19 protein-coding genes are annotated in these 21,843 nt (G+C 65.6%); 7 read left to right on the top strand and 12 right to left on the bottom strand.

From position 1 onward, the window contains the following. Positions 1–11: 11 nt before the first annotated feature. From G5A46_RS14295 to G5A46_RS14335, 9 genes are all read right to left on the bottom strand, one after another. Complete coding sequence (locus G5A46_RS14295; protein WP_163850417.1) at positions 12–473, bottom strand: cytochrome c-type biogenesis protein; 462 nt, start codon at positions 471–473, stop codon at positions 12–14. Continuing rightward, a complete protein-coding gene (locus G5A46_RS14300; RefSeq protein WP_163850420.1) occupies positions 470–2,437 on the bottom strand; it encodes a heme lyase CcmF/NrfE family subunit in 1,968 nt (655 codons plus the stop codon). The genes G5A46_RS14295 and G5A46_RS14300 overlap by 4 nt, the downstream gene beginning before the upstream one ends. Positions 2,438–2,582: 145 nt before the next feature. Further along, the gene (locus tag G5A46_RS14305; protein ID WP_163850422.1) at positions 2,583–3,128 is read right to left on the bottom strand and encodes a holin family protein; all 546 of its coding nucleotides are present in this window, start codon (positions 3,126–3,128) and stop codon (positions 2,583–2,585) included. After that, entirely contained in the window at positions 3,125–3,751 is a 627-nt protein-coding gene (locus G5A46_RS14310) for a holin-associated N-acetylmuramidase (RefSeq protein ID WP_163850423.1), read from the bottom strand. The genes G5A46_RS14305 and G5A46_RS14310 overlap by 4 nt, the downstream gene beginning before the upstream one ends. Positions 3,752–3,802: 51 nt before the next feature. Further along, positions 3,803–4,258 (bottom strand): cytochrome c maturation protein CcmE, encoded by a 456-nt coding sequence (ccmE, locus tag G5A46_RS14315; RefSeq protein WP_163850425.1) that lies wholly within the window; start codon positions 4,256–4,258, stop codon positions 3,803–3,805. Positions 4,259–4,265: 7 nt separating this feature from the next. Then, a complete protein-coding gene (argC, locus tag G5A46_RS14320; RefSeq protein ID WP_163850427.1) occupies positions 4,266–5,294 on the bottom strand; it encodes an N-acetyl-gamma-glutamyl-phosphate reductase in 1,029 nt (342 codons plus the stop codon). Between the two features lie 101 nt (positions 5,295–5,395). Next, complete coding sequence (locus G5A46_RS14325; protein WP_163850429.1) at positions 5,396–6,208, bottom strand: glutamate racemase; 813 nt, start codon at positions 6,206–6,208, stop codon at positions 5,396–5,398. Between the two features lie 22 nt (positions 6,209–6,230). Beyond that, on the bottom strand, positions 6,231–7,142 hold the full coding sequence (locus tag G5A46_RS14330; protein ID WP_163850431.1) for a lysophospholipid acyltransferase family protein: 912 nt from the start codon (positions 7,140–7,142) through the stop codon (positions 6,231–6,233). A 76-nt stretch (positions 7,143–7,218) separates the two neighbouring features. Then, entirely contained in the window at positions 7,219–10,647 is a 3,429-nt protein-coding gene (locus G5A46_RS14335) for an indolepyruvate ferredoxin oxidoreductase family protein (protein WP_163850433.1), read from the bottom strand. Between the two features lie 160 nt (positions 10,648–10,807). Between G5A46_RS14335 and G5A46_RS14340 the strand changes: the two genes are divergently transcribed. From G5A46_RS14340 to grxD, 5 genes are all read left to right on the top strand, one after another. After that, the gene (locus G5A46_RS14340) at positions 10,808–11,719 is read left to right on the top strand and encodes a LysR family transcriptional regulator (RefSeq protein WP_163850435.1); all 912 of its coding nucleotides are present in this window, start codon (positions 10,808–10,810) and stop codon (positions 11,717–11,719) included. A 654-nt stretch (positions 11,720–12,373) separates the two neighbouring features. After that, positions 12,374–12,961: a PRC-barrel domain-containing protein gene (locus tag G5A46_RS14345; RefSeq protein ID WP_163850437.1), complete on the top strand. Its 588-nt coding sequence runs from the start codon at positions 12,374–12,376 to the stop codon at positions 12,959–12,961. A gap of 263 nt (positions 12,962–13,224) precedes the next feature. After that, positions 13,225–15,384: a phosphoribosylformylglycinamidine synthase subunit PurL gene (gene purL / locus G5A46_RS14350; protein WP_163851154.1), complete on the top strand. Its 2,160-nt coding sequence runs from the start codon at positions 13,225–13,227 to the stop codon at positions 15,382–15,384. A 114-nt stretch (positions 15,385–15,498) separates the two neighbouring features. Further along, positions 15,499–15,732: a BolA/IbaG family iron-sulfur metabolism protein gene (locus G5A46_RS14355; RefSeq protein ID WP_163850439.1), complete on the top strand. Its 234-nt coding sequence runs from the start codon at positions 15,499–15,501 to the stop codon at positions 15,730–15,732. A gap of 87 nt (positions 15,733–15,819) precedes the next feature. Continuing rightward, entirely contained in the window at positions 15,820–16,182 is a 363-nt protein-coding gene (gene grxD / locus G5A46_RS14360; protein WP_163850442.1) for a Grx4 family monothiol glutaredoxin, read from the top strand. 296 nt (positions 16,183–16,478) lie between these two features. Here grxD and G5A46_RS14365 read toward each other — a convergent pair whose 3' ends face one another. Together G5A46_RS14365 and G5A46_RS14370 are read right to left on the bottom strand one after the other, a co-directional pair. Further along, positions 16,479–16,883 carry a cell division protein ZapA gene (locus G5A46_RS14365; protein WP_163850444.1) on the bottom strand — a complete coding sequence of 135 codons (405 nt, stop codon included), beginning with the start codon at positions 16,881–16,883 and terminating at the stop codon, positions 16,479–16,481. Next, positions 16,883–17,422: a hypothetical protein gene (locus G5A46_RS14370; RefSeq protein WP_163850445.1), complete on the bottom strand. Its 540-nt coding sequence runs from the start codon at positions 17,420–17,422 to the stop codon at positions 16,883–16,885. Before G5A46_RS14370 ends, G5A46_RS14365 begins: the two co-directional genes overlap by 1 nt. Before the next feature lie 418 nt (positions 17,423–17,840). Here G5A46_RS14370 and tkt point away from each other — a divergent pair, with 418 nt between their 5' ends. After that, complete coding sequence (tkt, locus tag G5A46_RS14375; protein WP_163850447.1) at positions 17,841–19,856, top strand: transketolase; 2,016 nt, start codon at positions 17,841–17,843, stop codon at positions 19,854–19,856. A gap of 228 nt (positions 19,857–20,084) precedes the next feature. Further along, positions 20,085–21,278, top strand: coding sequence for a PQQ-dependent sugar dehydrogenase (locus G5A46_RS14380; protein WP_163850449.1), 1,194 nt, complete (start codon positions 20,085–20,087; stop codon positions 21,276–21,278). Between the two features lie 22 nt (positions 21,279–21,300). On the opposite strand, the gene G5A46_RS14385 is transcribed toward G5A46_RS14380, so the two are convergent. Beyond that, positions 21,301–21,681 carry a DoxX family protein gene (locus G5A46_RS14385; protein WP_163850451.1) on the bottom strand — a complete coding sequence of 127 codons (381 nt, stop codon included), beginning with the start codon at positions 21,679–21,681 and terminating at the stop codon, positions 21,301–21,303. Positions 21,682–21,843 lie beyond the last annotated feature (162 nt).

Here is a 21,843-nt window from a genome sequence, read left to right on the forward strand (position 1 = left end):
GGAACGGGGCGTCATCGGTCCAGTATTTCGCGCAGCCTGGCCTGCTCTTCCGCGTTCAAGGGATCAGAGCCGCCCGTAGCGCGAGACCGGCGGCGGATGAACAGCCCACCGGCGCCAAGCGCCAGCAGCAGCATCACCGGGCCTGCCGCCCACAACACCCAGGTCGAACCGCCAAGCCGTGGTTGCAGCAGCACATATTCGCCGTAGCGATCGACCACGAAATCCACCACCTGCGCATCCGTATCCCCAGCGACCAGCCGTTCGCGCACCAGCAGGCGCAGGTCGCGGGCCAGCTCTGCATTGCTGTCGTCGATATTCTCGTTGCGGCAGACCAGGCAGCGCAACCCTTTGGAGATTTCACGGGCCCGTGTCTCCAGCGCCGCGTCGGGCAGAACCTCATCCGGCTGCACGGCCAGCGCCGGGGTGGACAGCGGCACCAGCAGCAGCAGAAGGAACAAAACCAGCCGTTTCATTCCGCCGGCACCCCCGCGGCAGAGCCCCGTCTAGCGCCAGCCGCCACCCGGTGACGGCGGTCGCTCAATGACAGCGCGCCGCCCAGAGCCATCAGGATGGAGCCGCCCCAGATCCAGTTGGCCAACGGTTTGACATGGGTCCGCAAGGCCCAGCCACCGCCCTCCTGCGGGTCACCGATCACCACGTAGACGTCTCGCAGGAACCCGTTGTCGATCGCCGCCTCCGTGGTCGGCATCCCGGCCACCGGATACACCCGTTTCTCAGGGTAGAGCGTGGCAATCCGGTCCCCGCTATCCGCATCCGCCAAGGTCACGTCGGCCATGGTGGACAGGTAGTTCGGGCCCTGCGTCTCCGCCACGCTGTTCAGGGTGACGGCATAGCCTGCCAAAGTCACCGTATCGCCGGAGCGGACGATGCGGATATCCTCGCTTTCCCAGGCAAGCATCCCGGCGATGCCCGCAATGGTGACGCCCAGTCCCGCATGAGCCACGGCCTTCCCCCAATCGGCGCGGGGCAGCCGCAGCAGCCGCGCCGCACCGCTGCGCCCGGTGCGCGACCACAGGTCCACGGCAGAGCCCGCCACCAGCCAGGCGCCCAGAGCCAGCCCCAGTGGCCCGCCGGCCGTGCGCCCGGTGCCAAGCGCCCAGACCGCCGCGCCGATTGCGACCGCCAGCCCGGCCGCAGGCATCAATTGTCGCAGAACACGCCCGACCTTGGCCCGTTTCCACGGCAGCATCGCCCCCACTGGCAGCACCAGCCCCAGGGCAATCATGAAAGGTGTGAAGGCCATGTTGAAAAACGGTGCCCCGACGGACAATTTGCGATCGAACGCCAGCTCGGACACCAGCGGCCAGACCGTCCCGACAAAGACGACAAAGGCCGAGACCGCCAGAAGCACATTGTTCAGCACCAGACCACTTTCGCGACTGACGAGAGAGAACACACCCTTGGAGGACAGCGCCTCGGCGCGCGCGGCAAACAGGGTCAGTGCCCCGCCCGTCAGCACCACGGTGATCGCCAAAAGGAAGACGCCCCGCTCCGGATCCGTCGCGAAGGCATGGACCGAGGTCAGCACCCCGGACCGCGTGATGAAGGCCCCCACGAGGGAAAAGCCGAAGGCGATGATGGCCAGAAGGATGGTCCAGCTTTTCAGGCTTTCGCGTTTTTCCACCACGACGGCCGAATGCAGCAGCGCCGCCGAGATCAGCCAGGGCATGAAGGAGGCGTTTTCCACAGGGTCCCAGAACCAGAACCCGCCCCAGCCCAATTCGTAATAGGCCCACCACGATCCCAGGCCGATGCCGATGGTCAGGAAGATCCACGCCGCCAGCGTCCAGGGCCGCACCCAGCGACCCCAGGCCGCATCGACGTGGCCTTCGATCAGGGCGGCGACGGCAAAGGAAAACGCCATCGAAAGGCCCACGTAGCCAAGGTAGAGAAACGGCGGATGAAAGGCCAGGCCGGGATCTTGCAGCAACGGGTTCAGATCCTGCCCGTCAAAGGGCGGCCGCGCCAGCCGCAGGAACGGGTTCGAGGTGAAGATCAGGAACGCAAGGAAGGCCACGCCAACCCCGCCCTGCACCGCCAGCACCCGCGCCTTCAACCGGGGGGGCAGCGCGCCGCCGAACCACGCGGCCGAAGCGCCGAACAGCGCCAGGATCAGGCACCACAACAGCATGGAGCCCTCGTGATTCCCCCAGACCCCCGTCACTTTGTAAAGCATCGGCTTCAGCGAATGGGAGTTCTGCATCACCAGCCGGACCGAGAAGTCGGAGGTCACGAAGGCATGAGTCAGTGCCGCGAAGGCAAAGGCCAGCAGCAGGAATTGCACACTGGCCGCCGCGCTGCCCGCCGCCATCCACCCCGGGCGGTGCAGATGCGCACCCACCAGCGGCACAAGGGTCTGGAACAGCGCCACGGCAAAGGCAAGGATCAGGGCGAAATGGCCAAGTTCGGTCAACATGCCCCGGTTATAGATGCCCCGCAGCGGCGGGCCAATCGAAATGGCCCGCCAGGGGTGATCACATTGTCGCGGCTCGGGCCGCTTGTCGCCCTGAGCAGGGCGGATCCTGGGGGATCAGGGACGGCCACCCGAGGCCTGGGCCGGATCAGCGTTCGTCGCGGGCGCGTTGCCAATCGACGATGGCGGGATTGGGGTCGGTGCCAGCGCGCCCCTCGACCTCCGACGCGGTGGCGCCCGCGCCAGTCTCCAACGCCCGCAGGTTGCGGGTGACGCCCGGCAGCTGTGCGAGGGTACGGGCGACATCGCGTTGAAACCCCTGCGATTTCGCTTGGTGACGGGCGCCGAAATAGAACGACACGATCGCGCCCAGCAGCCACCAAAGCGGGTCCGGCACAAGGGCGATCCCCTGCATCCGGGCGGCAAACCAGACCGGATCGACCATCGCGGCACCGAACAGGCCCAGCGTGCCCAGGGCCAGCGCCGGACGCGGCAGACGGTTGATCGCATCCATCACCCGATCGAACCGGGACCGGCGGTCGCGGAATTCCAGCCCGTGCTGGGCCAGCGCCGCCTCCAGCCGCGCCTGGTCGCGGCGCGCGGCGCCCTCGGCGTTCTGGGAGAAAACCTCGACCGTATCGCGAACCACGTTGCGGCCCGACCCGAACAGCAGATCGAAAACCGGAGCAATCATTCGGCACGCTCCGCCCAATGGGCCGTGCGCTCCCGGAAATCCGCATCGCTCAGGTGATATTTCTCGGACATGAAGGTCTCCGCCCGCAGGATCCAGCCGCCTTTGCTGCCAGCGCGGGTGCGGGCAAATTTGCGGCTGGCCGGGCGCCGATCGGCGAGGCGGAAGTAGAAGTTGCGCCGGGCGATGGCATAAGCGTCGCGCAGCTGTTGCGGCGCGGCCTCGGCCGCCTGCCCGGCGGCGGCGATGGTGCGCGGCCCGACACGTCCGTCGATGGCCAACGGCCACCCCATCCGCCGCAGTACCTGTTGCAAAAGCTTCACCGCGCGGTTGCCCGCGTTCACCTGCATGTCGAAGATACTGTCCCACAGCACCTGCGGCAGTGCGTCCAGACCCGGCGCGTGGAAATAATGTTCAAGAAAGATCCCCACCGCCTGATCACGGTTCAGCGCCAGCAGATCCGCGTGATCGACCCGGCCGTCGCCGGTAAGGTCCCGCGCCAGGCCGCGCAGGGCGGCCAGCGTGACGCCATATTTGGTGGCACCGCCGGGATCGTCGGGATCGTTGACGTAACCGCCCTCGCGGTTGACGATTTCCTCGGCGATGGTGCGGACATCCAGTGGCATGGCGCGTCTCTCCTGCATCCTGTGCGATGCGGTCAGACTGCGCCGCGCGGGTTAACCGCCCGTACCCCCGGCGTCCGGTGCCTGGTAGACGCCCTGCTCCTTGAGCGCGTCCATGACCTCCTTGGGCATGTAGGTCTCATCATGTTTGGCAAGAATTTCAGAGGCTTCAAAGACACCGTTGATGTATCTTCCGGTGCCGATCATGCCTTGGTTCTCTGCAAAAAGGTCGGGCAGGATGCCGGAGAAGACCACCGGAATCGCCGCACCGCCATCAGTCACCCGGAACTCTGCCCGGTCGCCCGCGCGCAACAGCGATCCGTCCTCCACAAGTCCGCCAAGGCGAAAGGTCTCCCCCGCCGCGGGCGGAGCCTCGGCCACCTGGCTGGGCGAGCGGAAGTAGTTGATCCCGTCCCGCATCGCGTAGCCAATCAGCGCCGTGGACAGCGCCAGCGCAGCAAAAGCCAGCACGATGACCTGGATCCGGCGCTGTTTCTTCAGGCTTTTCATGCCGCCCTCACGGGAACAGCGGGGCCATCATCAGCCCCTGGGTTTCGGGCAGGCCCAGCATCAGGTTGGCATTCTGCACCGCCTGCCCGCTGGAGCCCTTGCACAGGTTGTCCAGCGCGGTGACGACGATGGCGCGCCCCTCGATCCGGTCGCCGGCCACACCGATATGCACGAAGTTCGATCCCCGCACATGGTGGGTGGAGGGGGTTTCCCCGAACGGCAGAACCTCGACAAAGGGTTCGTCCGAATAGGCTGCGGACAGCGCGTCATGCACCGCTTGTGCCTGACCGCTGACATAGGCCGTGGACAGGATGCCGCGATTGACCGGTACCAGGTGCGGCGTGAACTGAATCCGAACCGGCCGCCCGGCAAGGGCGCTGAATTCCTGGTCGAACTCGCCCAGGTGCCGATGCGTGCCACCGACGGCATAGGCGTTGTAGCCCTCGGACAATTCGGCGTGCAGCAGGTTTTCCTTCAGCGACCGGCCTGCACCGGAGACAGCGCATTTCATGTCCAGGATGATGTCGTCCAGACCGATCACTCCGGCGGCGATCAGCGGGCGCAGGGTGAATTGCCCGGTGGCCGCGTTGCAGCCCGTGCCCGCCACCAGCCGCGCGCCGGCGATCTGATCGCGGTAGAATTCGGTCAGGCCGTAGACGGCCTCCTCCTGCATGTCGACGGCGGCATGTGGATTGCCGTACCATTTCCGGTACTCTTCGGGATCGCGCAGCCGGAAATCGGCGGAGAGATCGACGATCTTCAATCCGCGCGGCAGTTGGGAGATCACCTCCTGCGAGGTCTTGTGCGGCAGGGCGCAAAACGCCAGGTCGATCCGGTCAAAATCGATGTCCTCCCAGGTCACGAGGTCCGGCAGGTCCAGGTGACGGAGGAACGGGAACACGGCCGCCATGTCCATCCCGGCCTTGGAATTGGCGGCCAGCGCGGCCACCTCCATCCCGGGATGAGAGGCGATAAGGCGGATAAGTTCTGCCCCGGTATAGCCGGAGGCACCGATGATTGCGATCTGCTTTGCCATAATCTGGCCCTTTCCCTCGGGCGCGGGTGATCCCGGTCCCGGTAGTATGACGGATTTGCGCGGGCTGTGCCCTGCGACCGAGTTTCGCGGCGCACCCCTGGTCAGGCGGCGTAGAAGTCGATCTTTCGTCGCAGGAACTGTGTCGCATGGACCGACACCCGCGCCGGGTCGCCGGTGGTCAGGAACATCGGCACCTCGCCCGGACCACGCCGGTCCGGGTAGCGGTCCAGGTAATCGGCAAGCGAGGCCGCCACCAGATCCGCCTGCGAATAGACCGCGACATCGGGGCCAAGGGCATCCTGAAACACCTCCTGCACCAGCGGATAATGGGTGCAGCCCAGGATCGCCGCCTCGGGCGTGGGCATCTTGCGTTTCAGCGCGGCGACATGGGACCGCACCAGTGCCTCTGCCAGGATCATGTCGCCCTCTTCGATGGCATCCACCACCCCACCGCAGGCCTGTGCCTCCACATCGACACCGATAGCACGGAAGGCCAGTTCGCGCTGAAATGCGCGCGACGCGACGGTGGCCGGCGTAGCGAACAGCGCGACATGTTTGACCGCCACTTCACGCGGCGGGGAATTGTCGCCCCATTGCCGTTCGGTCAGCGCCTCGATCAGCGGGACAAAGACGCCCAGCACCCGCTTCCCTTCGGGAATCCAGGCCTCCTGCATCCGGCGCAGGGCTGCGGCAGAGGCGGTGTTGCAGGCCAGGATTACCAGATCGCACCCGGCCTGGAACAGCCGGTCGGTGCAGCGGGTGGTCAGGTCGTAGATGTCATCGGCATCGCGCACGCCATAAGGCGTATGCGCATTGTCGCCCAGATAGACAAAGGGTACCTCCGGCAGGCGCTTCTGACAGGCGTCCAGCACCGTCAGCCCACCCAGCCCCGAATCGAAAATTCCTACTGCCATCCTGCCGCCCTGCCCGCGCCTGTTACGACCTGTGCTTCTGTTCGAATTCGAACCCGTAGCCGTAGTTTTTCAACGGCTCCGGAGACAGGTCATACGTCGCCTTGCGCAGGAAATCCATCATCCCCTTCGTATCGCCGGAAAACTGGTCCAGCGTGCTGCGCGGGATCGGTGCGCCCACGGCGATCTGCACCGGGGTGCCGATACGGGCGCGGAACTCCTTGAGCAACAGGCCCATGCGCAGGTTCGAATGCAGATGCGACGCCAGTTGAAACAGCCGCGAGGTGCGCCCGGCAAAGAACACCGGCACCACCGTGGCGTCGGACTTGGCGATCATCCGGGCGGTAAAGCCGCGCCAGCCCGGATCCATCGGCTGGGAAAACGGCTTCAGCCCGGTGGAGACGGTACCACCGGGAAAGATGCCGATGGCGCCGCCCTCTGACAGGTAGCGGATGCACTCCTTGCGGGTCTGGATATTCTCCTGCTGGGCCGCGCGCGTCTCGTCAAAGGAGATGGGCAGGATCACGCGGTTCAGATCCTCGGACTTGCGAAAGACGCGGTTGGCCAGGATGCGGAAATCGCCGCGCCGCTGGTGCAGGATATGGCCCATCATCAGCCCGTCCAGCACGCCGTAGGGATGGTTGGCGATCAGGATCAATGGCCCCTTGTCCGGGATGTTGTCCAGGCTGCCGCCCACCACCTCCAGGCTGAGCATATAACGTTCGAGCATCACCGACCAGAAGTCCCGGCCGGCCGCGACCTCCCGATCATAACCGTCGGCGCGGCGGATCAACGTCGGGCGTCCGGTGACGTTTTCCATCACCCGGATCAGGGCACGCCCGCCCTTGGACGCCGCGCTATGGGCGTAGGAGAGATCGCGAGCGATGTGGCGCCGTGACGAGGGGCGTCCGCCCGAAGGAATTGTTTCTGTTGCCATTCTCGGTATTCCGTCCCGTCCCGACCGCAAAACGGGGCCGGGACAGGAAACCAGTAGCGAAGCGTTCCTGTCCTGTCTACTCCGCAGCCTGCGCGCGGGTTCCATCGCGCAGCACGGCCAGCAAGGCCTCCCGTTGTTTCGCGGCCTTGGCCTCGTTCGTGGCCTTGACCGGGCCGAAGCCGCGGATCGACAAGGGCAGTTCCGCCAGGGCCACGGCGGTATCGTGCTGTTCGGGCCCTGTGGTCAGAAGCGTTTCCGCATCTGCCTCGTATTGCGCGATCAAGGCGCGTTCCATCCGCCGTTCGGCCGTTCGTCCGAACGGATCCAGCGGCGTGCCGCGCAACATCTTCATCCGGGCCATCACCGACAGCGGCAGGCGCATCCATTCGCCGAACTGCCGTTTCACCGGGCGCCCGTCGCTGCCGGTCTTTTCGATCACCGGGGGCGCCATGTGGTAGGACATCTTGAAGTCGCCGCCGAACTGCTCCTGCGCCTTGGCACGGGTGGTCAGCAACAGGCGGGCGACCTCGTATTCATCCTTGTAGGCAAGAACCTTGTGATAGCCCTTGGCGACGGCCTCCTTCAGCGCCGGATCGGTGAATCTGTCGACCATCTTGCGATAGCGTTTCGCCAGCCGCCGGGACTGGTAGGCCGCCAGATGATCGGCGCGATACGCGATCCGCTCTTCCAGCGACCTGGGCAGCGCAACGACGTTTTCCGCCGGCGCAGTCAGGCGGGCGGCCTCCTCGGGGTGCAGCACCGCCCAGCGACCGATGTCGAAGGCGCGCAGGTTCCGGTCCACCGCCTGCCCGTTCAGCTCCACCGCGCGGCGGATCGCATCAAAGGACAGCGGGAGCAGCCCGCGCTGCCAGGCGCCGCCGAGGATCATCATGTTGGAATAGATCGAATCGCCCATCGCCACCTTGGCCAGGTCGGAGGCGTCGAACAGCACCACGTCCTCCTTCATCCGGGCCTGCAATTGCAACGCCAGCCGGTCGGCGGGCAGCGCGAATTCCGTGTCACGGGTGAAATCGCCGGTGATGATCTCGTGGCTGTTGACCACACCGCCGGTGCGGCCCTGCCGTGTCAGGCCCAGCGTCTTGGCCCCGGCCGAGACAACCAGATCCCCCCCGATCAGGGCATGGGCCTCGCCCGTGGCCACGCGAATGGCGGTGATGTCCTCCGGCCGGTTGGCAAGGCGCAGGTGGATATGCACCGCGCCGCCCTTCTGGGCGAGGCCCGCCATCTCCATCATGCCGGCGCCCTTGCCGTCGATCTGCGCGGCCTGGGCCAGAACAGCGCCGATAGTGACGACGCCCGTGCCACCGACGCCGGTGATCACGATGTTATGGGTGCCGTCGATCGCGGGCAGGTCGGGCTGCGGCAGATCGGGCAGCTCCAGCTGCGCCGTTTCCGCCGTCTCCTTGCGCGGGGTGGCACCCTCCAGCGTGACAAAGGATGGGCAGAACCCCTTGAGACAGGAGAAATCCTTGTTGCAGGAGGATTGGTCGATCGCGCGTTTGCGGCCCAGTTCGGTTTCGACCGGCACGATGGAAACGCAGTTGGATTGCACGCCGCAATCGCCGCAGCCCTCGCAGACGTCGGTGTTGATGAACACGCGCTTGTCCGGGTCGGGGAATTGCCCGCGCTTGCGGCGGCGGCGCTTTTCGGCGGCGCAGGTCTGGACGTAGATGATGGCCGACACGCCCGCGACGTCCCGCATCTGTTTCTGCACCGCCTCCATGTCGCGGCGTTCGTGCCAGCCCACGGATTTCGGGAAATCCTCCTGCCGGGGTTCTTCCTTCTCGTCATAGACCACGGCGATCTTGCCGACGCCCATGGCGTCCAGCTCCCGCGCGATGCGGTCGGGGGTCAACCCGCCCTCGTTCTTCTGGCCGCCGGTCATGGCGACGGCGTCGTTGAACAGGATCTTGTAGGTGATGTTCGTCCCTGCGGCGAGCGCCGCGCGGATCGCCTGAACCCCGGAATGGTTGTAGGTGCCGTCGCCCAGATTCTGGAAGACGTGATCGCGGGTGGAAAACGGCGCCTCCCCGATCCAGTTGGCCCCTTCGGCGCCCATGTGCGTGAACCCCTGGGTCTCCCGGTCCATCCATTGCACCATGTAGTGACAGCCGATCCCGGCATAGGCGCGGGAGCCTTCGGGCACCTTGGTCGAGCTGTTGTGCGGACAGCCCGAGCAGAAATAGGGCAGCCGCGCCGCGATATCCTGCACGTTGTCGTTGCGCCGCACCTCTGCCAAGGCGCCCAGCCCGGCCTTGATCCGGTCCGTCTCCCGGCCCTCTTCGATCAGGATGGCGCCCAGTCGTTCGGCAATCAGGATCGGATCCAGCGCGCCCTTGGTCTGGAACAGTTCCGGCCCGTGCATGGACCCGGCGCCGCCGCCCTTGTGCCAGCCATAGACCCGGCGCCCGCGACGATCGTCAAAGATCGCCTCCTTCACCTGCACCTCGATCAGCTTGCGCTTTTCTTCCACCACAACGATCAGGTCCAGCCCCTCGGCCCAGTCGTGAAAGCCGCGCATGTCCAGCGGGAAGACCTGCGCCACCTTGTAGGTGGTTAGGCCCAGCCGCTCCGCCTCCGCTTCGTCGATATTCAGCAGGGACAGGGCGTGTTGCAGATCCAGCCAGTTCTTGCCCGCCGCGACAAAGCCGATCTTGGCGCCGGGCTTGCCCCAGACGCGCTTGTCGATGCCGTTGGCGCGGGCAAAGGCCTCGGCCGCAAAGCGTTTGTGATCGATCATCCGGGCTTCCTGCTCCGTCGGAGTATCCCCCAGCCGGATGTTCAGCCCGCCCGGCGGCAGCGCGTGATCCTGCGGCATCAGCAGCTTCATCCGGTGCGGATCGCCGTCCACCACCGATGTCGCCTCCACCGTGTCCTTCATCGTCTTCAGCCCGACCCACAGCCCGGAATAGCGTGACAGCGCATAGCCATAGACGCCCAGGTCGATGATCTCCTGCACGCCCGCGGGGCTGACCACGGGCATGTAGGCATCCACCAATGCCCATTCGGATTGGTGCAGCACCGTGGAGCTTTCGCCGGTGTGGTCGTCGCCCATGGCCATCAGCACCCCGCCATGGGCCGAGGTGCCCGCCATGTTGGCATGGCGCATCACGTCCCCGGACCGGTCCACCCCCGGCCCCTTGCCGTACCACAGGCCAAAGACGCCATCATACTTGCCCTCGCCCCGCATTTCGGCCTGTTGCGCCCCCCACAGGGCGGTCGCGGCGAGATCCTCGTTCAAACCTTCGTGAAAGGTGACGTTCGCCCCGGCCAGATGCTTGGCCGCGCGGGCCATCTGCAAGTCCACCGCGCCCAGCGGAGAGCCCCGGTAGCCGGTCACGTAACCGGCGGTATTCAGCCCGGCGGCACGGTCGCGCGCATTCTGCGTCAGCATCAGGCGCACCAGCGCCTGTGTCCCGTTCAACAGAACCGGCGATTTCGTCAGGTCGAACCGATCTTCTAGCGTGATTGCGTTGCTGGTCATGAGTTCCTCCCCCTCGTGCCTATATATAGGGCGAATGATAGGTCACTAATGGTGACCTTTCATAGAAAATTTTTCTTTCGACTTTGCCGTCCGGCCTGGTTCAGTTTAGGAGACGGAAAAAGTCGGTGTCGGGCGGAACACATTTCGGAAACTTGCCAAGATGGATTGGGACAAGCTCAGAATCTTTCACGCGGTCGCGGATGCGGGCAGCCTGACCCATGCGGGTGAGGTGCTGCACCTGTCGCAATCCGCCGTGTCGCGACAAATCAGGGGGCTGGAGGAAAGCCTGAATGCCACCCTGTTTCACCGCCACGCACGGGGGCTGATTCTCACCGAACAGGGCGAACTGCTGTTCGACGCGACCAAGGCGATGATCAAGCGCCTGGACACCGCCACCGCACGCATCCGCGACAGTGAGGAGGAAGTGTTCGGCGAATTGCGGGTGACCACCACCACGGGCTTCGGCTCGCTCTGGCTGGCGCCGCGTCTGCCCAAACTGTACGAACGCTTCCCCAATCTGAAGATCGACCTGATGCTGGAGGAACGTGTGCTGGATCTGCCGATGCGCGAGGCCGACGTCGCCATCCGCATGAAGGAACCCAGCCAGGCGGACCTGATCCGCAAACGGCTGATGTCGGTGCGGATGCGCTGTTATGCCAGCCCGGAGTACCTGGACCGGCACGGCCGCCCCGAACGGATCGAGGACATCCACAATCACCGGCTGATCTGCCAGAATCCGGCCTCGGCCCAGGTGGCTGCGGGCGCCACGATGGTCGGCCAGCTGATGACCCATGACATTCCGTCACTTCTGACGGTGAACAATTACTTCGGCGTGCTGCAAGGCGTGATCCACGACCTGGGCATCGGGGTCTTGCCCGACTACCTGACGGAGAACTTTCCCGAACTGGAACGCGTGTTGCCCGATATCGAGAGCAACGAGGTGCCCGTGTTCCTCGCCTTCCCTGAAGAATTGCGCCATTCCAAGCGGATTGCCGCTTTCCGCGATTTCATCCACACCGAGGTGACAACCCACCGCAAGCGGATCAGGGAACAGCAGGGCGACGACGACTAGTCCCGCTGACGCCTGCGCTGCCCCGACCCTCCGGCCCCCGTGCCAGACCCACCGCCACAGGGCTGTTTGCGCAGCTTTCGCGACCATTGCCCAGGGCGGTCCCTGGCACGTTGGTGCCCCCTAGCCATGGCATTTCCGCGTGCCCTGCGCGGTGCCTCCCGGACCCTGCCGTGCCAGACATGCCACTAGCGCATAGCGGGCATGATGCTGCTGCGGCAATTTGTGCCTTGATCGATTCAACTTCGACGCTTAGGTCAGCTCTCGACGGTGATGCGATGAATTTTGCATCATCTTCATACCTCCCTGTTGGACTTGGCCGAGCTTTTATAGCTCGGCCTTTTTTTTGGCTTGCGCCCGGTGCCCGAACACGCTTGCGGGCTGTGCTGCGCTGCGGCTCTCCTCATGAGTGTGGAAATGACTCGACACGGACGCGACCGCGCACGCGTCCCGCAGGTGGAGGGGGCGCTCGTTTTCCCGGCGATGCGCCTTGGACTGCGCCCCCTGTGCGGCACCGCCCGCCGCGCGGAACTGACCGGGCTGGCCGATAACCTGCCGCGGAATTTTCGGAACCTTTCCCTCTGACCCCGCATTGTCACTCCAACGCCGCGACGCCGATGGGCAGACGCGGCAAAACGACAGAGAAAGGAAAGTCACATGACCTTCAAGACGATGCTCGCCTCCGTTTCCACCGCCGCCCTTCTGGCCCTGCCGGTCGCCGCGCAGGAGCAGATCAAGAGCGAAGACAACGTCAGCGGCGTTCCCGCCGAAGAGCTGAACCAGGCCGCAGATTCGAACTATTCCGAACTGACCGACCAGGGCGCCAAGGCCGAGGCCGAAGCCGTCAAGCAGGACAACCCCGACGGCGTTCCCGCTGAAGAACTGGCCGCAGGCGACACCGCCCCCGAGGCGATGGACGACTACACCCTGGGCAAGACCGACAGCCTGGACGATTGGATCGACGGCGCGACCGAAGACACGCAGAACGCATGGATCGGCAATGACGTCCGCACCTCCGACGGCGTGAGCGTTGGTACGGTGGACCGTGTCTATACCGATGGCACGACGCAGACCGCCGTGATCTCTCTGGACCAGACGCTGGGGCTGGATGATGACGAATTCCTGATCCGCATGGGCGCCGCAAGCTCGGCCGATTCCGAGATCATGCTGCCCATCGGCTCCGTCGAGTTCAAACACCAGTACAGTCAGATCGCCGGGCTGGACGCCAGCGCCGTGGCTGACTGAGCCACCCAATGACAGAGGTCCGGGCCGTCACGGCCCGCCTCGCACCATCCGGGCCGGGGCGTCATTCTGTGCGCCCCGGCCTTTTTTCATGCGCCGCCGGCCTGCGCGAACCGCGTCGTCATCTCCGCGCCCGGACCGCCCTTTTTCACGCGCCGCGCCGGGTTGCGGCATGTGCGGCCCTTTCCCCGGCTTCGCCAACGTCGTAAAGGGGGCGCAAATGCGCTTTGGGCGCCATCCGCACGAGGGAAAACATGGTGGAACACATGCAGGAACCGGCCATTACCGACGAGCTGATCGAAAGCCACGGGATCAAGCCCGACGAATATTCCGAGATCCTGCGAATCCTGAACCGGGCGCCCACATTTACCGAGCTGGGGATCTTCTCGGCCATGTGGAACGAGCATTGTTCCTACAAGTCCTCCAAGAAATGGCTGCGCACCCTGCCCACTACCGGCCCGCAGGTGATCTGCGGCCCCGGAGAGAACGCGGGCATCGTCGATATTGGCGACGGTCAGGCGGTGGTGTTCAAGATGGAAAGCCACAACCACCCCTCCTATATCGAACCCTATCAGGGCGCCGCGACCGGCGTGGGTGGCATCCTGCGCGACGTCTTCACCATGGGTGCGCGGCCCGTGGCAGCGATGAACTCGCTGTCCTTCGGGGAAAAGGACCACCCCAAGACCCGGCAACTGGTGCATGGCGTGGTCGAGGGTGTGGGCGGCTACGGAAATTGCTTTGGCGTGCCCACCGTGGGCGGCGAAGTCCGGTTCGATCCCGCCTATAACGGCAATTGCCTGGTCAACGCCTTTGCCGCCGGTCTCGCCGATGCCGACAAGATCTTCTATTCCGCCGCCTCGGGCGTGGGCATGCCGGTGGTCTATCTGGGCGCCAAGACGGGCCGCGATGGCGTGGGCGGGGCGACCATGGCCTCCGCCGAATTCGACGACACGATCGAGGAAAAGCGCCCCACCGTGCAGGTCGGTGACCCCTTTACCGAAAAACGGCTGATGGAGGCCACGCTGGAGCTGATGCAGACCGGCGCCGTGATCTCCATCCAGGACATGGGCGCCGCCGGGCTGACCTGTTCCGCCGTGGAGATGGGCGACAAGGGCGAACTGGGCGTGCGCCTGACCCTGGATGCCGTTCCCTGCCGCGAGGCGGGCATGACCGCCTACGAAATGATGCTTTCCGAAAGCCAGGAGCGGATGCTGATGGTCCTGCGCCCGGAAAAGGAGGCCGAGGCCAAGGCCGTCTTTGACAAGTGGGATCTGGATTTCGCCATCGTCGGCGAAACCATCGCCGAGGACCGTTTCATCATCGAACACAAGGGCAAGGTCATGGCGGACCTGCCCCTGCGCGCCCTGTCGGGCAAGGCGCCCGAATATGACCGCCCGTGGGAACCCACGCCCCCTGCCGCCCCGCTGGAGGACATCGCCGCCGCCGATCCGATCGACGCGCTGAAGATGCTGATCGGCAATGTGAACTATTGCTCGCGCCAGTGGGTGTACCAGCAATACGACACCATGGTGATGGCCGACACGATCCAGGGCCCGGGGCTGGGCGCCGGGCTGATCCGGGTGCATGGCACCTCCAAGGCGCTGGCCTTCACCTCCGACGTGACACCGCGCTACGTTGCCGCCAACCCCGTCGAAGGGGGCAAGCAAGCAGTGGCCGAGGCCTATCGCAACCTGACCGCCACCGGCGCCCTGCCCCTGGCCACCACCGACAACCTGAATTTCGGCAATCCCGAAAAGCCGGAGATCATGGGCCAGTTCGTCGGCGCCCTTCAGGGCATCGGCGCGGCGGTCTCCGCGCTGGATATGCCCATCGTGTCGGGCAATGTCTCGCTCTACAACGAGACGGATGGCCAGGCGATCCTGCCCACACCCACCATTGGCGCCGTCGGCCTGATCGAGGATGCGCAAACCGCCATCACCGGTGCCGCCCGCGACGGCCATGTCGCCCTTCTGGTCGGCGAGACGCTGGGCCATCTGGGCCAATCCGCCCTGCTGGCCACCGTCTTCAACCGGGTGGAAGGCGATGCCCCGCCCGTCGATCTGGCCGCAGAAAAGCGCAACGGCGATTTCATCCGCGAGAACCGCGACTTCATCCGCGCCTGTACCGATCTGTCCGACGGCGGGCTGGCGCTGGCCGCCTTCGAGATGGCAGAGGCCGGCGGCGTGGGTGTCACCATCGACGTCAGCGACCAGCCGACGCTTTATGGCGAGGATCAGGCGCGCTACCTGATCGCGTGCAATTTCGACCAGGCCGAGGCCTTGATGGTCGCCGCAGGCCGGGCCGGAGTGCCGTTGCTGACCGTCGGCAGCTTTGGCGGCAGCGACGTGACCCTGGGCGGCGTCTCCGCCCCGCTGGAGGAACTGTCGGCCCTCTATCGCGGCGCGTTCGGCGAAACCTTCGGCTAAAAGCCCGCCGCGACACCCCGTCCGGCGCTGCGGTGCCGCACCCCGCCCCGGTCCGGCCCTTGCAGTGGGCCGGGCGGGGTTCTACATCTGTCCCATCAACACCGGAGCCCGACCATGCCCATCGACGCCAAGGAAATCGAAACCCTCATCCGCGCAGGCTTCCCTGACGCCCAGGTCGAGGTTCAGGGCGACGACGGCGCCCATTTCGCCGCCACGGTGATCGACGAGAGCTTTCGCGGCATGAACCGGGTACAGCAACAACGCGCCGTCTATGCCGCGCTGAAGGGCAAGATGGATGGTTCTCAGGGGGAATTGCACGCGCTGGCCCTGACAACGCGCGCGCCCTGACCGCCCTTGCCCATCCGAACGATCGCCCGCAAATAGACCGGACGACCCAGCAAAAGCCCGGATCCGGGCCACGAAAAGGGGATAAAGATGACTGATGCAAAGACCGCCATCGACGAGGTGGTGAAATCCAATGACGTCGTGCTCTACATGAAGGGCACCAAGGAAATGCCGCAATGCGGCTTCTCCTCCCGCGTGGCCGGGGTACTGAATTACATGGGCGTCGATTTCAAGGATGTGAACGTCCTGGCGGACGAGACCCTGCGCCAGGGGATCAAGGATTATTCCGATTGGCCGACAATCCCGCAGCTTTACGTCAAGGGCGAGTTCGTCGGCGGCTGCGACATCATCACCGAGATGACGCTGTCCGGGGAGCTCGACACCCTGTTCGAACAGAACAGCGTCACCTTCGACAAGGATGCCGCGGAAAAGATCCGCGCCGCCAACGGCTAAGCCGAAGCGCAACACTATGAACAAGGCCCCGTGGCGCTTTCCATGGGGCCTTTCTCATGTCGTGCAGCTGGTCGCCCCGTGGTTTCGGGACAAGGATCCGACCGAATGCGGCCCCAACCGATCGCACGCTGCGCTGCCCTGCCCCGTCATGCCCGGATTCTGCCCCCTTCGGGCAGAAATACCACCGCGCGGAGCGCACCGCCCGTCAGGGCGGTCCTGATCCACACCGTCACAACCGATGCTTTCTCCGCTTTCAAGCTTCCCGGCCCTGCCGAGCCGAGACGCGGCAGCCGCGATCAATCTTCCCGTTCGCGGGCCTTTTCCGTGACATCTGCCGCCAGGCTTTCCGCCCGGGCGGCCAGTTCGGCCAGCGTGTCGGTCACGCTGGCGGGCACCACCGGCACCTCGATCCGCTCAGGCTCGGGCGGGGGAAGGTTGCGCAGCCGCTCGACCTCCCGGTGCAGGGCGTCCAGCTGTTCCTCGGCGGCGCGCAGGCGGTCCTCGCTTCCGGCGGCACGGTCAGCCAGCATCAGCCCGGCCATCAGCAGCATCCGCCCCTCGGGGATGCGCCCCGTCGCCTCCACCACGGCCGAGGCCTCCCGGTCCAGAATGGCCGCGGCGGATTGCAGGAAATGCTCCTCGCCTTCCTGGCAGGCCACGTCGAAACTGCGGCCGCCGACCCTGATCACGACTTCGGGCATTATCCGTCCTCCCCGATCGCTGCGGCCTGTGCATCATCGGCCAGCAGGGTCTGCAATTCCGTCTTGATCGCCAACGCTTCGGACTGGCTGGCGGCATGATCGGCCCGCAACCCTTCGAGTTCGGCCAGCATCGCGCGGTCGATCAGCTCAGGCTCCACCAGCCCTTCGGCATTGGCCTCCCGGAGGGCACGCACGGTTTCGCGCAACTCGTTGTTGACGCGGCGCAGGCGGACGACGGCGGTGTCCAGTTTCTCCATCATCAGGCGATGATCGGCCTCCGCCTGTTCCAGCGCGACGATGCGGTCGTTCTGGCGCGACTTGATGGCGCGCACCCGTTCCTGCAACTGGGCATTGACGACGCGCTCGTCATCCAGCGCAGCGGTCAGCCGGGCGATCTCTTCGGGATCGGCGACGGGCGTGCCGGGCGCCTCTTCGACTACAGGCTCCGCCTGCGGGCGGTCCAAGCGGTCCACCCCCGCCGCAATCTCGTCCATTGCCGCTGTCAGGCGGCGCTGCAATTCATCCAGTGCCTCGCTCATCCGGTGCCTTTCTGCCCCTCATGCCGGGCCGACCCGTAACAGGGGCCACAACCCAAACCAAACCGATCCGCATCCGCGCGTACAACCGCACGAACCGCCGGGTCCGACACGACCTTTAGCGCAGCCCGCGCCAAAGCGGAACCGATCCAGCGAATCAAATAGCTTACGGTCCGTTCCTCAAGTGTAGCCAATCGCGCTGGAAATCCCAATCACGGGCCCAGACGCCGGGCCGGCCAAGGGCGCGATGGCGGGCTCTCGCACTTCCACCCCATTCCTTCCGGCCGACCGTTGAACCGCTCTCACCGGCAGGGTTTTGCCCGATGGTCGCTTGCCTTTCGCGGTGGGGTTGGTAAGAGCGCAGGCACCGCACAACACGGGCCCGCCGCCCGTGAATGCCCGTGAAAGAAGGAGTGTCCCCGTGGATATCGACGCCCTGCGCAATGCCCATCCCGACCATTGGTCCCACGCCACGGCCATCCGCGCCCTGACGCTCGACGCCGTTGCCGCCGCGAATTCCGGCCATTCCGGCATGCCGATCGGCATGGCCGACGTGGCCACCGTGCTGTTCGGCAAGCACATGAAATTCGACGCCAGCCACCCGAACTGGCCCGACCGCGACCGGTTCATCCTGTCCGCCGGTCACGGCTCGATGTTGCTGTATTCCCTGTTGCACCTGACCGGGGACGAGCAATTCCCGATCGAGGAACTGCGCAATTTCCGTCAATGGGGCGCCCGCACCGCCGGCCATCCCGAAAACTTCCTGGCCAACGGGATTGAAACGACGACCGGACCGCTGGGCCAGGGGATTGCCAATTCCGTCGGCTTCGCCATGGCGGAGGAAATGCTGCGCGCACGCCATGGCGCCAAGGTGTTCGACCACCACACCTATGTCATTGCCGGCGACGGCTGCCTGATGGAGGGTGTCAGCCAGGAGGCCATCGCGCTGGCCGGACGGCAGAAACTGTCGCGGCTGGTCGTGTTCTGGGACAACAACAACATCACCATCGACGGCGAGGTGGGTCTGTCCGACAATACCGACCAGGTCGCCCGTTTCCAGGCCTCCAACTGGCATGTCCAGGAGATCGACGGCCACGACCCGGCGGCCATCGACGCTGCGATCACCGCGGCCAAGGCCGATGACCGCCCCTCGATGATCGCCTGCAAGACCCATATCGCCCTGGGCCACGCCGCGCAGGATACCTCCAAGGGGCACGGCGCGCTGACCAACGAGGATCAGAACCGCGCCGCCAAGGCGGCCTGGGGCTGGGACGCCGCCACATTCGAGGTTCCCGCCGAGATCAAGGATTGGTGGGAAGAGGCCGGGCGTCGCGGCGCGAAGGCACGTTTCGCCTGGGAGGGCCGTTTCGGCGCCCTGTCCGAACGCAAGCAGACGGAAATCAACCGGATGCTGGACGGTGACATGCCGACGAAACTCGCCTCCACCATCCGGGCGCTGAAAAAGCAGGTCGCCGAAAGCCAACCCAAGGTCGCGACCCGCAAGGCCTCCGAAATGGTGCTGGAAGTGGTCAACCCGGTGCTGCCGGAAACCGTCGGCGGCTCGGCCGATCTGACCGGATCCAACAACACCAAGACCGCCGATCTGGGCGTCTTTGACGTCGACAACCGCAAGGGCCGGTTCGTGCATTGGGGTATCCGCGAACACGGCATGGCCTCGGCGATGAACGGCATGGCGCTGCACGGTGGGCTGCGGCCCTATTCCGGCACCTTCATGTGTTTCACCGATTACGCCCGCCCCGCGATGCGTCTGTCTGCGCTGATGCAGGTGCCCACGGTCTATGTCATGACCCATGACAGCATCGGCCTGGGCGAAGACGGCCCGACCCACCAGCCGGTGGAACACCTGGCCATGCTGCGCGCGACGCCCAACATGCTGGTGTTCCGCCCCGCCGACGTGACCGAAACCGCCGAGGCCTGGGAACTGGCCCTGTCGCAGAAGGGCACGCCGTCGGTCCTGTCGCTGACCCGTCAGGGCGTACCGGCGGTGCGCACGACCTACAAGTCCAAGAACATGGTCGCCCAGGGCGCCTATGTGCTGGCGGAGGCCGAGGCGAAGCGCCAGGCGATCCTGCTGGCGTCCGGCTCTGAAATCGCCATCGCGATGGAGGCCAAGGCCCTGCTGGAGGCCGAAGGGATCGGCACCCGTGTCGTCTCCATGCCCTGCTGGGAGCTGTTCGAGATGCAGGACGAAGCGGTGCGCAAACGTGTCTTGCCCGCCGGGTCCGTGCGCGTGGGGATCGAGGCCGGGGTGCGCCAGGGTTGGGACCGCTGGCTGCTGGGCGAACGTGGCCGGGAGCACAAGTCAGCCTTTGTCGGGATGGAGGGCTTTGGCGCCTCGGCCCCGGCTGAAACGCTGTACGAGAAATTCGGGATCACCGCCGCCAATGTGGCGGAGAAGGTCAAGGGTCTGCTCTGACAGGGCCATCCGTACGTCAGGGCCCATCTGTTTTTGGTGACGAGTACTCCCCCCGCCAGGCACAGCCTTGGCGGGGCTTTTTTTGACGGGTGGGGCAAGTGCTACCTCCCGGCGGGGCCTTGTGGCGACGGGCAGCGCCCCTGCCCCGGCGCGCGCCCACCCGATCGTGATTGAACTTCGCGCCGCCGTTCGGCGTTCTGATCCTGACGATGACAGAAAGGACCGCCGATGCCCCGCCGCCCCCTTGTGACCGCCGCCGCCCTCTCCCTGCTGGGGACACTGCCCCTTGCCGCACAGGACTTCACCCGCCAGCCGCGCAACACCGACCTGCCCCCGGCTTTCCCCGCGCAGTTCCGCGCCCCGCTGGAGGTCAGTGACATCGCCCTGCGCACGGAAACCATCGCCGATGGGCTGGTCCACCCCTGGGGGATGGAGGTTCTGCCCGACGGCGCCGGCTACCTGGTGACCGAGCGCGCGGGACGGATGCGCCACATTGCCCCGGACGGCAGTCAAAGTGACCCGATCAGCGGTCTGCCCCAGGTTGCCGCCCGCGACCAGGGCGGTCTACTGGACGTTGCCCTGGCCCCTGATTTCGTGCAAAGCCGCGAAATCTGGTGGAGCTACGCAAAACGGACCAGCGATGGCTATGTCACCGCCGCCGCCCGTGGCATCCTGGCCGAGGATTTCAGCGCCCTCACGCAGGTGGAGGAGGTCTTTGTCCAGACCCCAGCCGCCGACGTGGCCAAGCATTTCGGCTCCCGCATCGTGTTCGACACGGCCGGGCATGTCTTCATCACCACCGGGGAGCATTCGGCCCGCAAATGGCGCGGCTTGGCCCAGGAGAAGGGCGCCACCTTCGGCAAGGTTATCCGCCTTTCCCGCGACGGCACTGCCCCCGAGGACAATCCCTTTTTCAACGAGCCGGGCGCCATCGACACGATCTGGTCCTATGGCCATCGCAACATCCAGGGCGCCACGATGATCGACGGCGCGCTATGGACCATCGAACACGGGCCGCGTGGCGGCGACGAGTTGAACCGCCCCGAGGCCGGAAAGAACTACGGCTGGCCCGTCATCACCCATGGCCAGAACTACGACGGCTCCCCCGTGGGCGCGGGCCTGTCGGAGAAGGAGGGGATGGAACAGCCGGTCTATTTCTGGGATCCGGTGATCGCGCCTGCCGGGATGATGGTCTATGAGGGCGAGCAATTTGGCGAATGGACGGGCGATCTGCTCATCTCGTCGCTCAACCCCGGCGGCATCGTCCGCCTTGAGCTGTCGGAGGGCCGCGTCACGGCCGAGGAACGGCTGCTGATGGATCTGGGCCGCGTCCGCGATCTGGCGGTGGATGCCGACGGCAGCATTCTGGCGCTGACCGACCAGCAGAACGGCCGCCTGGTGCGGATCGCCCCGCAGCAGTGACAGGCTGACTTGAGCCTCGGATTCAACCCGCAGCGCCGCCGTCGGGCCGCAGGGCAAAACGTCCCGATCCATGGGCGGCCAGCACCAGGCAGCCGCCGGCAATGGCCCAGTTCTTGACGAAGATCGTCATCTGCCACGGATCCTCCGGCAGGAAATGAAAGACCGAGGTCACGCCGCAATAGAGCGCCAGCGCAGCCGCCACCGGCCGCACCCAAAGTCCCAGCACCAGTGCCAGCCCGGCCGCCGCGTTCCAGATCAGCGCCGGCCAGACCAACCAGCCCGGCCAGCCCAATCGCGCCAGCAGTTCCACCACCGATCCCGGGTCACCGGCCTTCTGCGCCGCCCCGCCAAGGAACAGCAGCGCGATCAGGATGCGCCCCACCAATACCGCCGAATCCGTCATTGCGCGCCCTTTCTCCTGCCTCCAGGGGATGTTAGCGCGAACCCTCCCAAGGTCATCGGCGCGGTTAGCGCAATCATGCAGACATCCCGCCAAGTTAACGCTAACACATTGGAGAAAAAAGAAAATCCAGCCTTATCTTTGCCGCATCCAACCGCTATAGAC

The organism is Pseudooceanicola aestuarii (genome assembly GCF_010614805.1).
GTDB classification, from domain to species: domain Bacteria; phylum Pseudomonadota; class Alphaproteobacteria; order Rhodobacterales; family Rhodobacteraceae; genus Pseudooceanicola; species Pseudooceanicola aestuarii.

Bases quoted from the DNA above. Each gene is read 5' to 3' on its own strand.
- G5A46_RS14370 (WP_163850445.1), bottom strand. From the start codon at position 17,422: ATGAGCGAGGCACTGGATGAATTGCAGCGCCGCCTGACAGCGGCAATG.
- G5A46_RS14305 (WP_163850422.1), bottom strand. From the start codon at position 3,128: ATGATTGCTCCGGTTTTCGATCTGCTGTTCGGGTCGGGCCGCAACGTG.
- G5A46_RS14355 (WP_163850439.1), top strand. From the start codon at position 15,499: ATGCCCATCGACGCCAAGGAAATCGAAACCCTCATCCGCGCAGGCTTC.
- argC (WP_163850427.1), bottom strand. From the start codon at position 5,294: ATGGCAAAGCAGATCGCAATCATCGGTGCCTCCGGCTATACCGGGGCA.
- G5A46_RS14335 (WP_163850433.1), bottom strand. From the start codon at position 10,647: ATGACCAGCAACGCAATCACGCTAGAAGATCGGTTCGACCTGACGAAA.
- G5A46_RS14385 (WP_163850451.1), bottom strand. From the start codon at position 21,681: ATGACGGATTCGGCGGTATTGGTGGGGCGCATCCTGATCGCGCTGCTG.
- ccmE (WP_163850425.1), bottom strand. From the start codon at position 4,258: ATGAAAAGCCTGAAGAAACAGCGCCGGATCCAGGTCATCGTGCTGGCT.
- G5A46_RS14310 (WP_163850423.1), bottom strand. From the start codon at position 3,751: ATGCCACTGGATGTCCGCACCATCGCCGAGGAAATCGTCAACCGCGAG.
- G5A46_RS14325 (WP_163850429.1), bottom strand. From the start codon at position 6,208: ATGGCAGTAGGAATTTTCGATTCGGGGCTGGGTGGGCTGACGGTGCTG.
- purL (WP_163851154.1), top strand. From the start codon at position 13,225: ATGCAGGAACCGGCCATTACCGACGAGCTGATCGAAAGCCACGGGATC.
- G5A46_RS14380 (WP_163850449.1), top strand. From the start codon at position 20,085: ATGCCCCGCCGCCCCCTTGTGACCGCCGCCGCCCTCTCCCTGCTGGGG.
- G5A46_RS14345 (WP_163850437.1), top strand. From the start codon at position 12,374: ATGACCTTCAAGACGATGCTCGCCTCCGTTTCCACCGCCGCCCTTCTG.
- G5A46_RS14330 (WP_163850431.1), bottom strand. From the start codon at position 7,142: ATGGCAACAGAAACAATTCCTTCGGGCGGACGCCCCTCGTCACGGCGC.
- G5A46_RS14300 (WP_163850420.1), bottom strand. From the start codon at position 2,437: ATGTTGACCGAACTTGGCCATTTCGCCCTGATCCTTGCCTTTGCCGTG.
- G5A46_RS14295 (WP_163850417.1), bottom strand. From the start codon at position 473: ATGAAACGGCTGGTTTTGTTCCTTCTGCTGCTGCTGGTGCCGCTGTCC.
- grxD (WP_163850442.1), top strand. From the start codon at position 15,820: ATGACTGATGCAAAGACCGCCATCGACGAGGTGGTGAAATCCAATGAC.
- G5A46_RS14365 (WP_163850444.1), bottom strand. From the start codon at position 16,883: ATGCCCGAAGTCGTGATCAGGGTCGGCGGCCGCAGTTTCGACGTGGCC.
- G5A46_RS14340 (WP_163850435.1), top strand. From the start codon at position 10,808: ATGGATTGGGACAAGCTCAGAATCTTTCACGCGGTCGCGGATGCGGGC.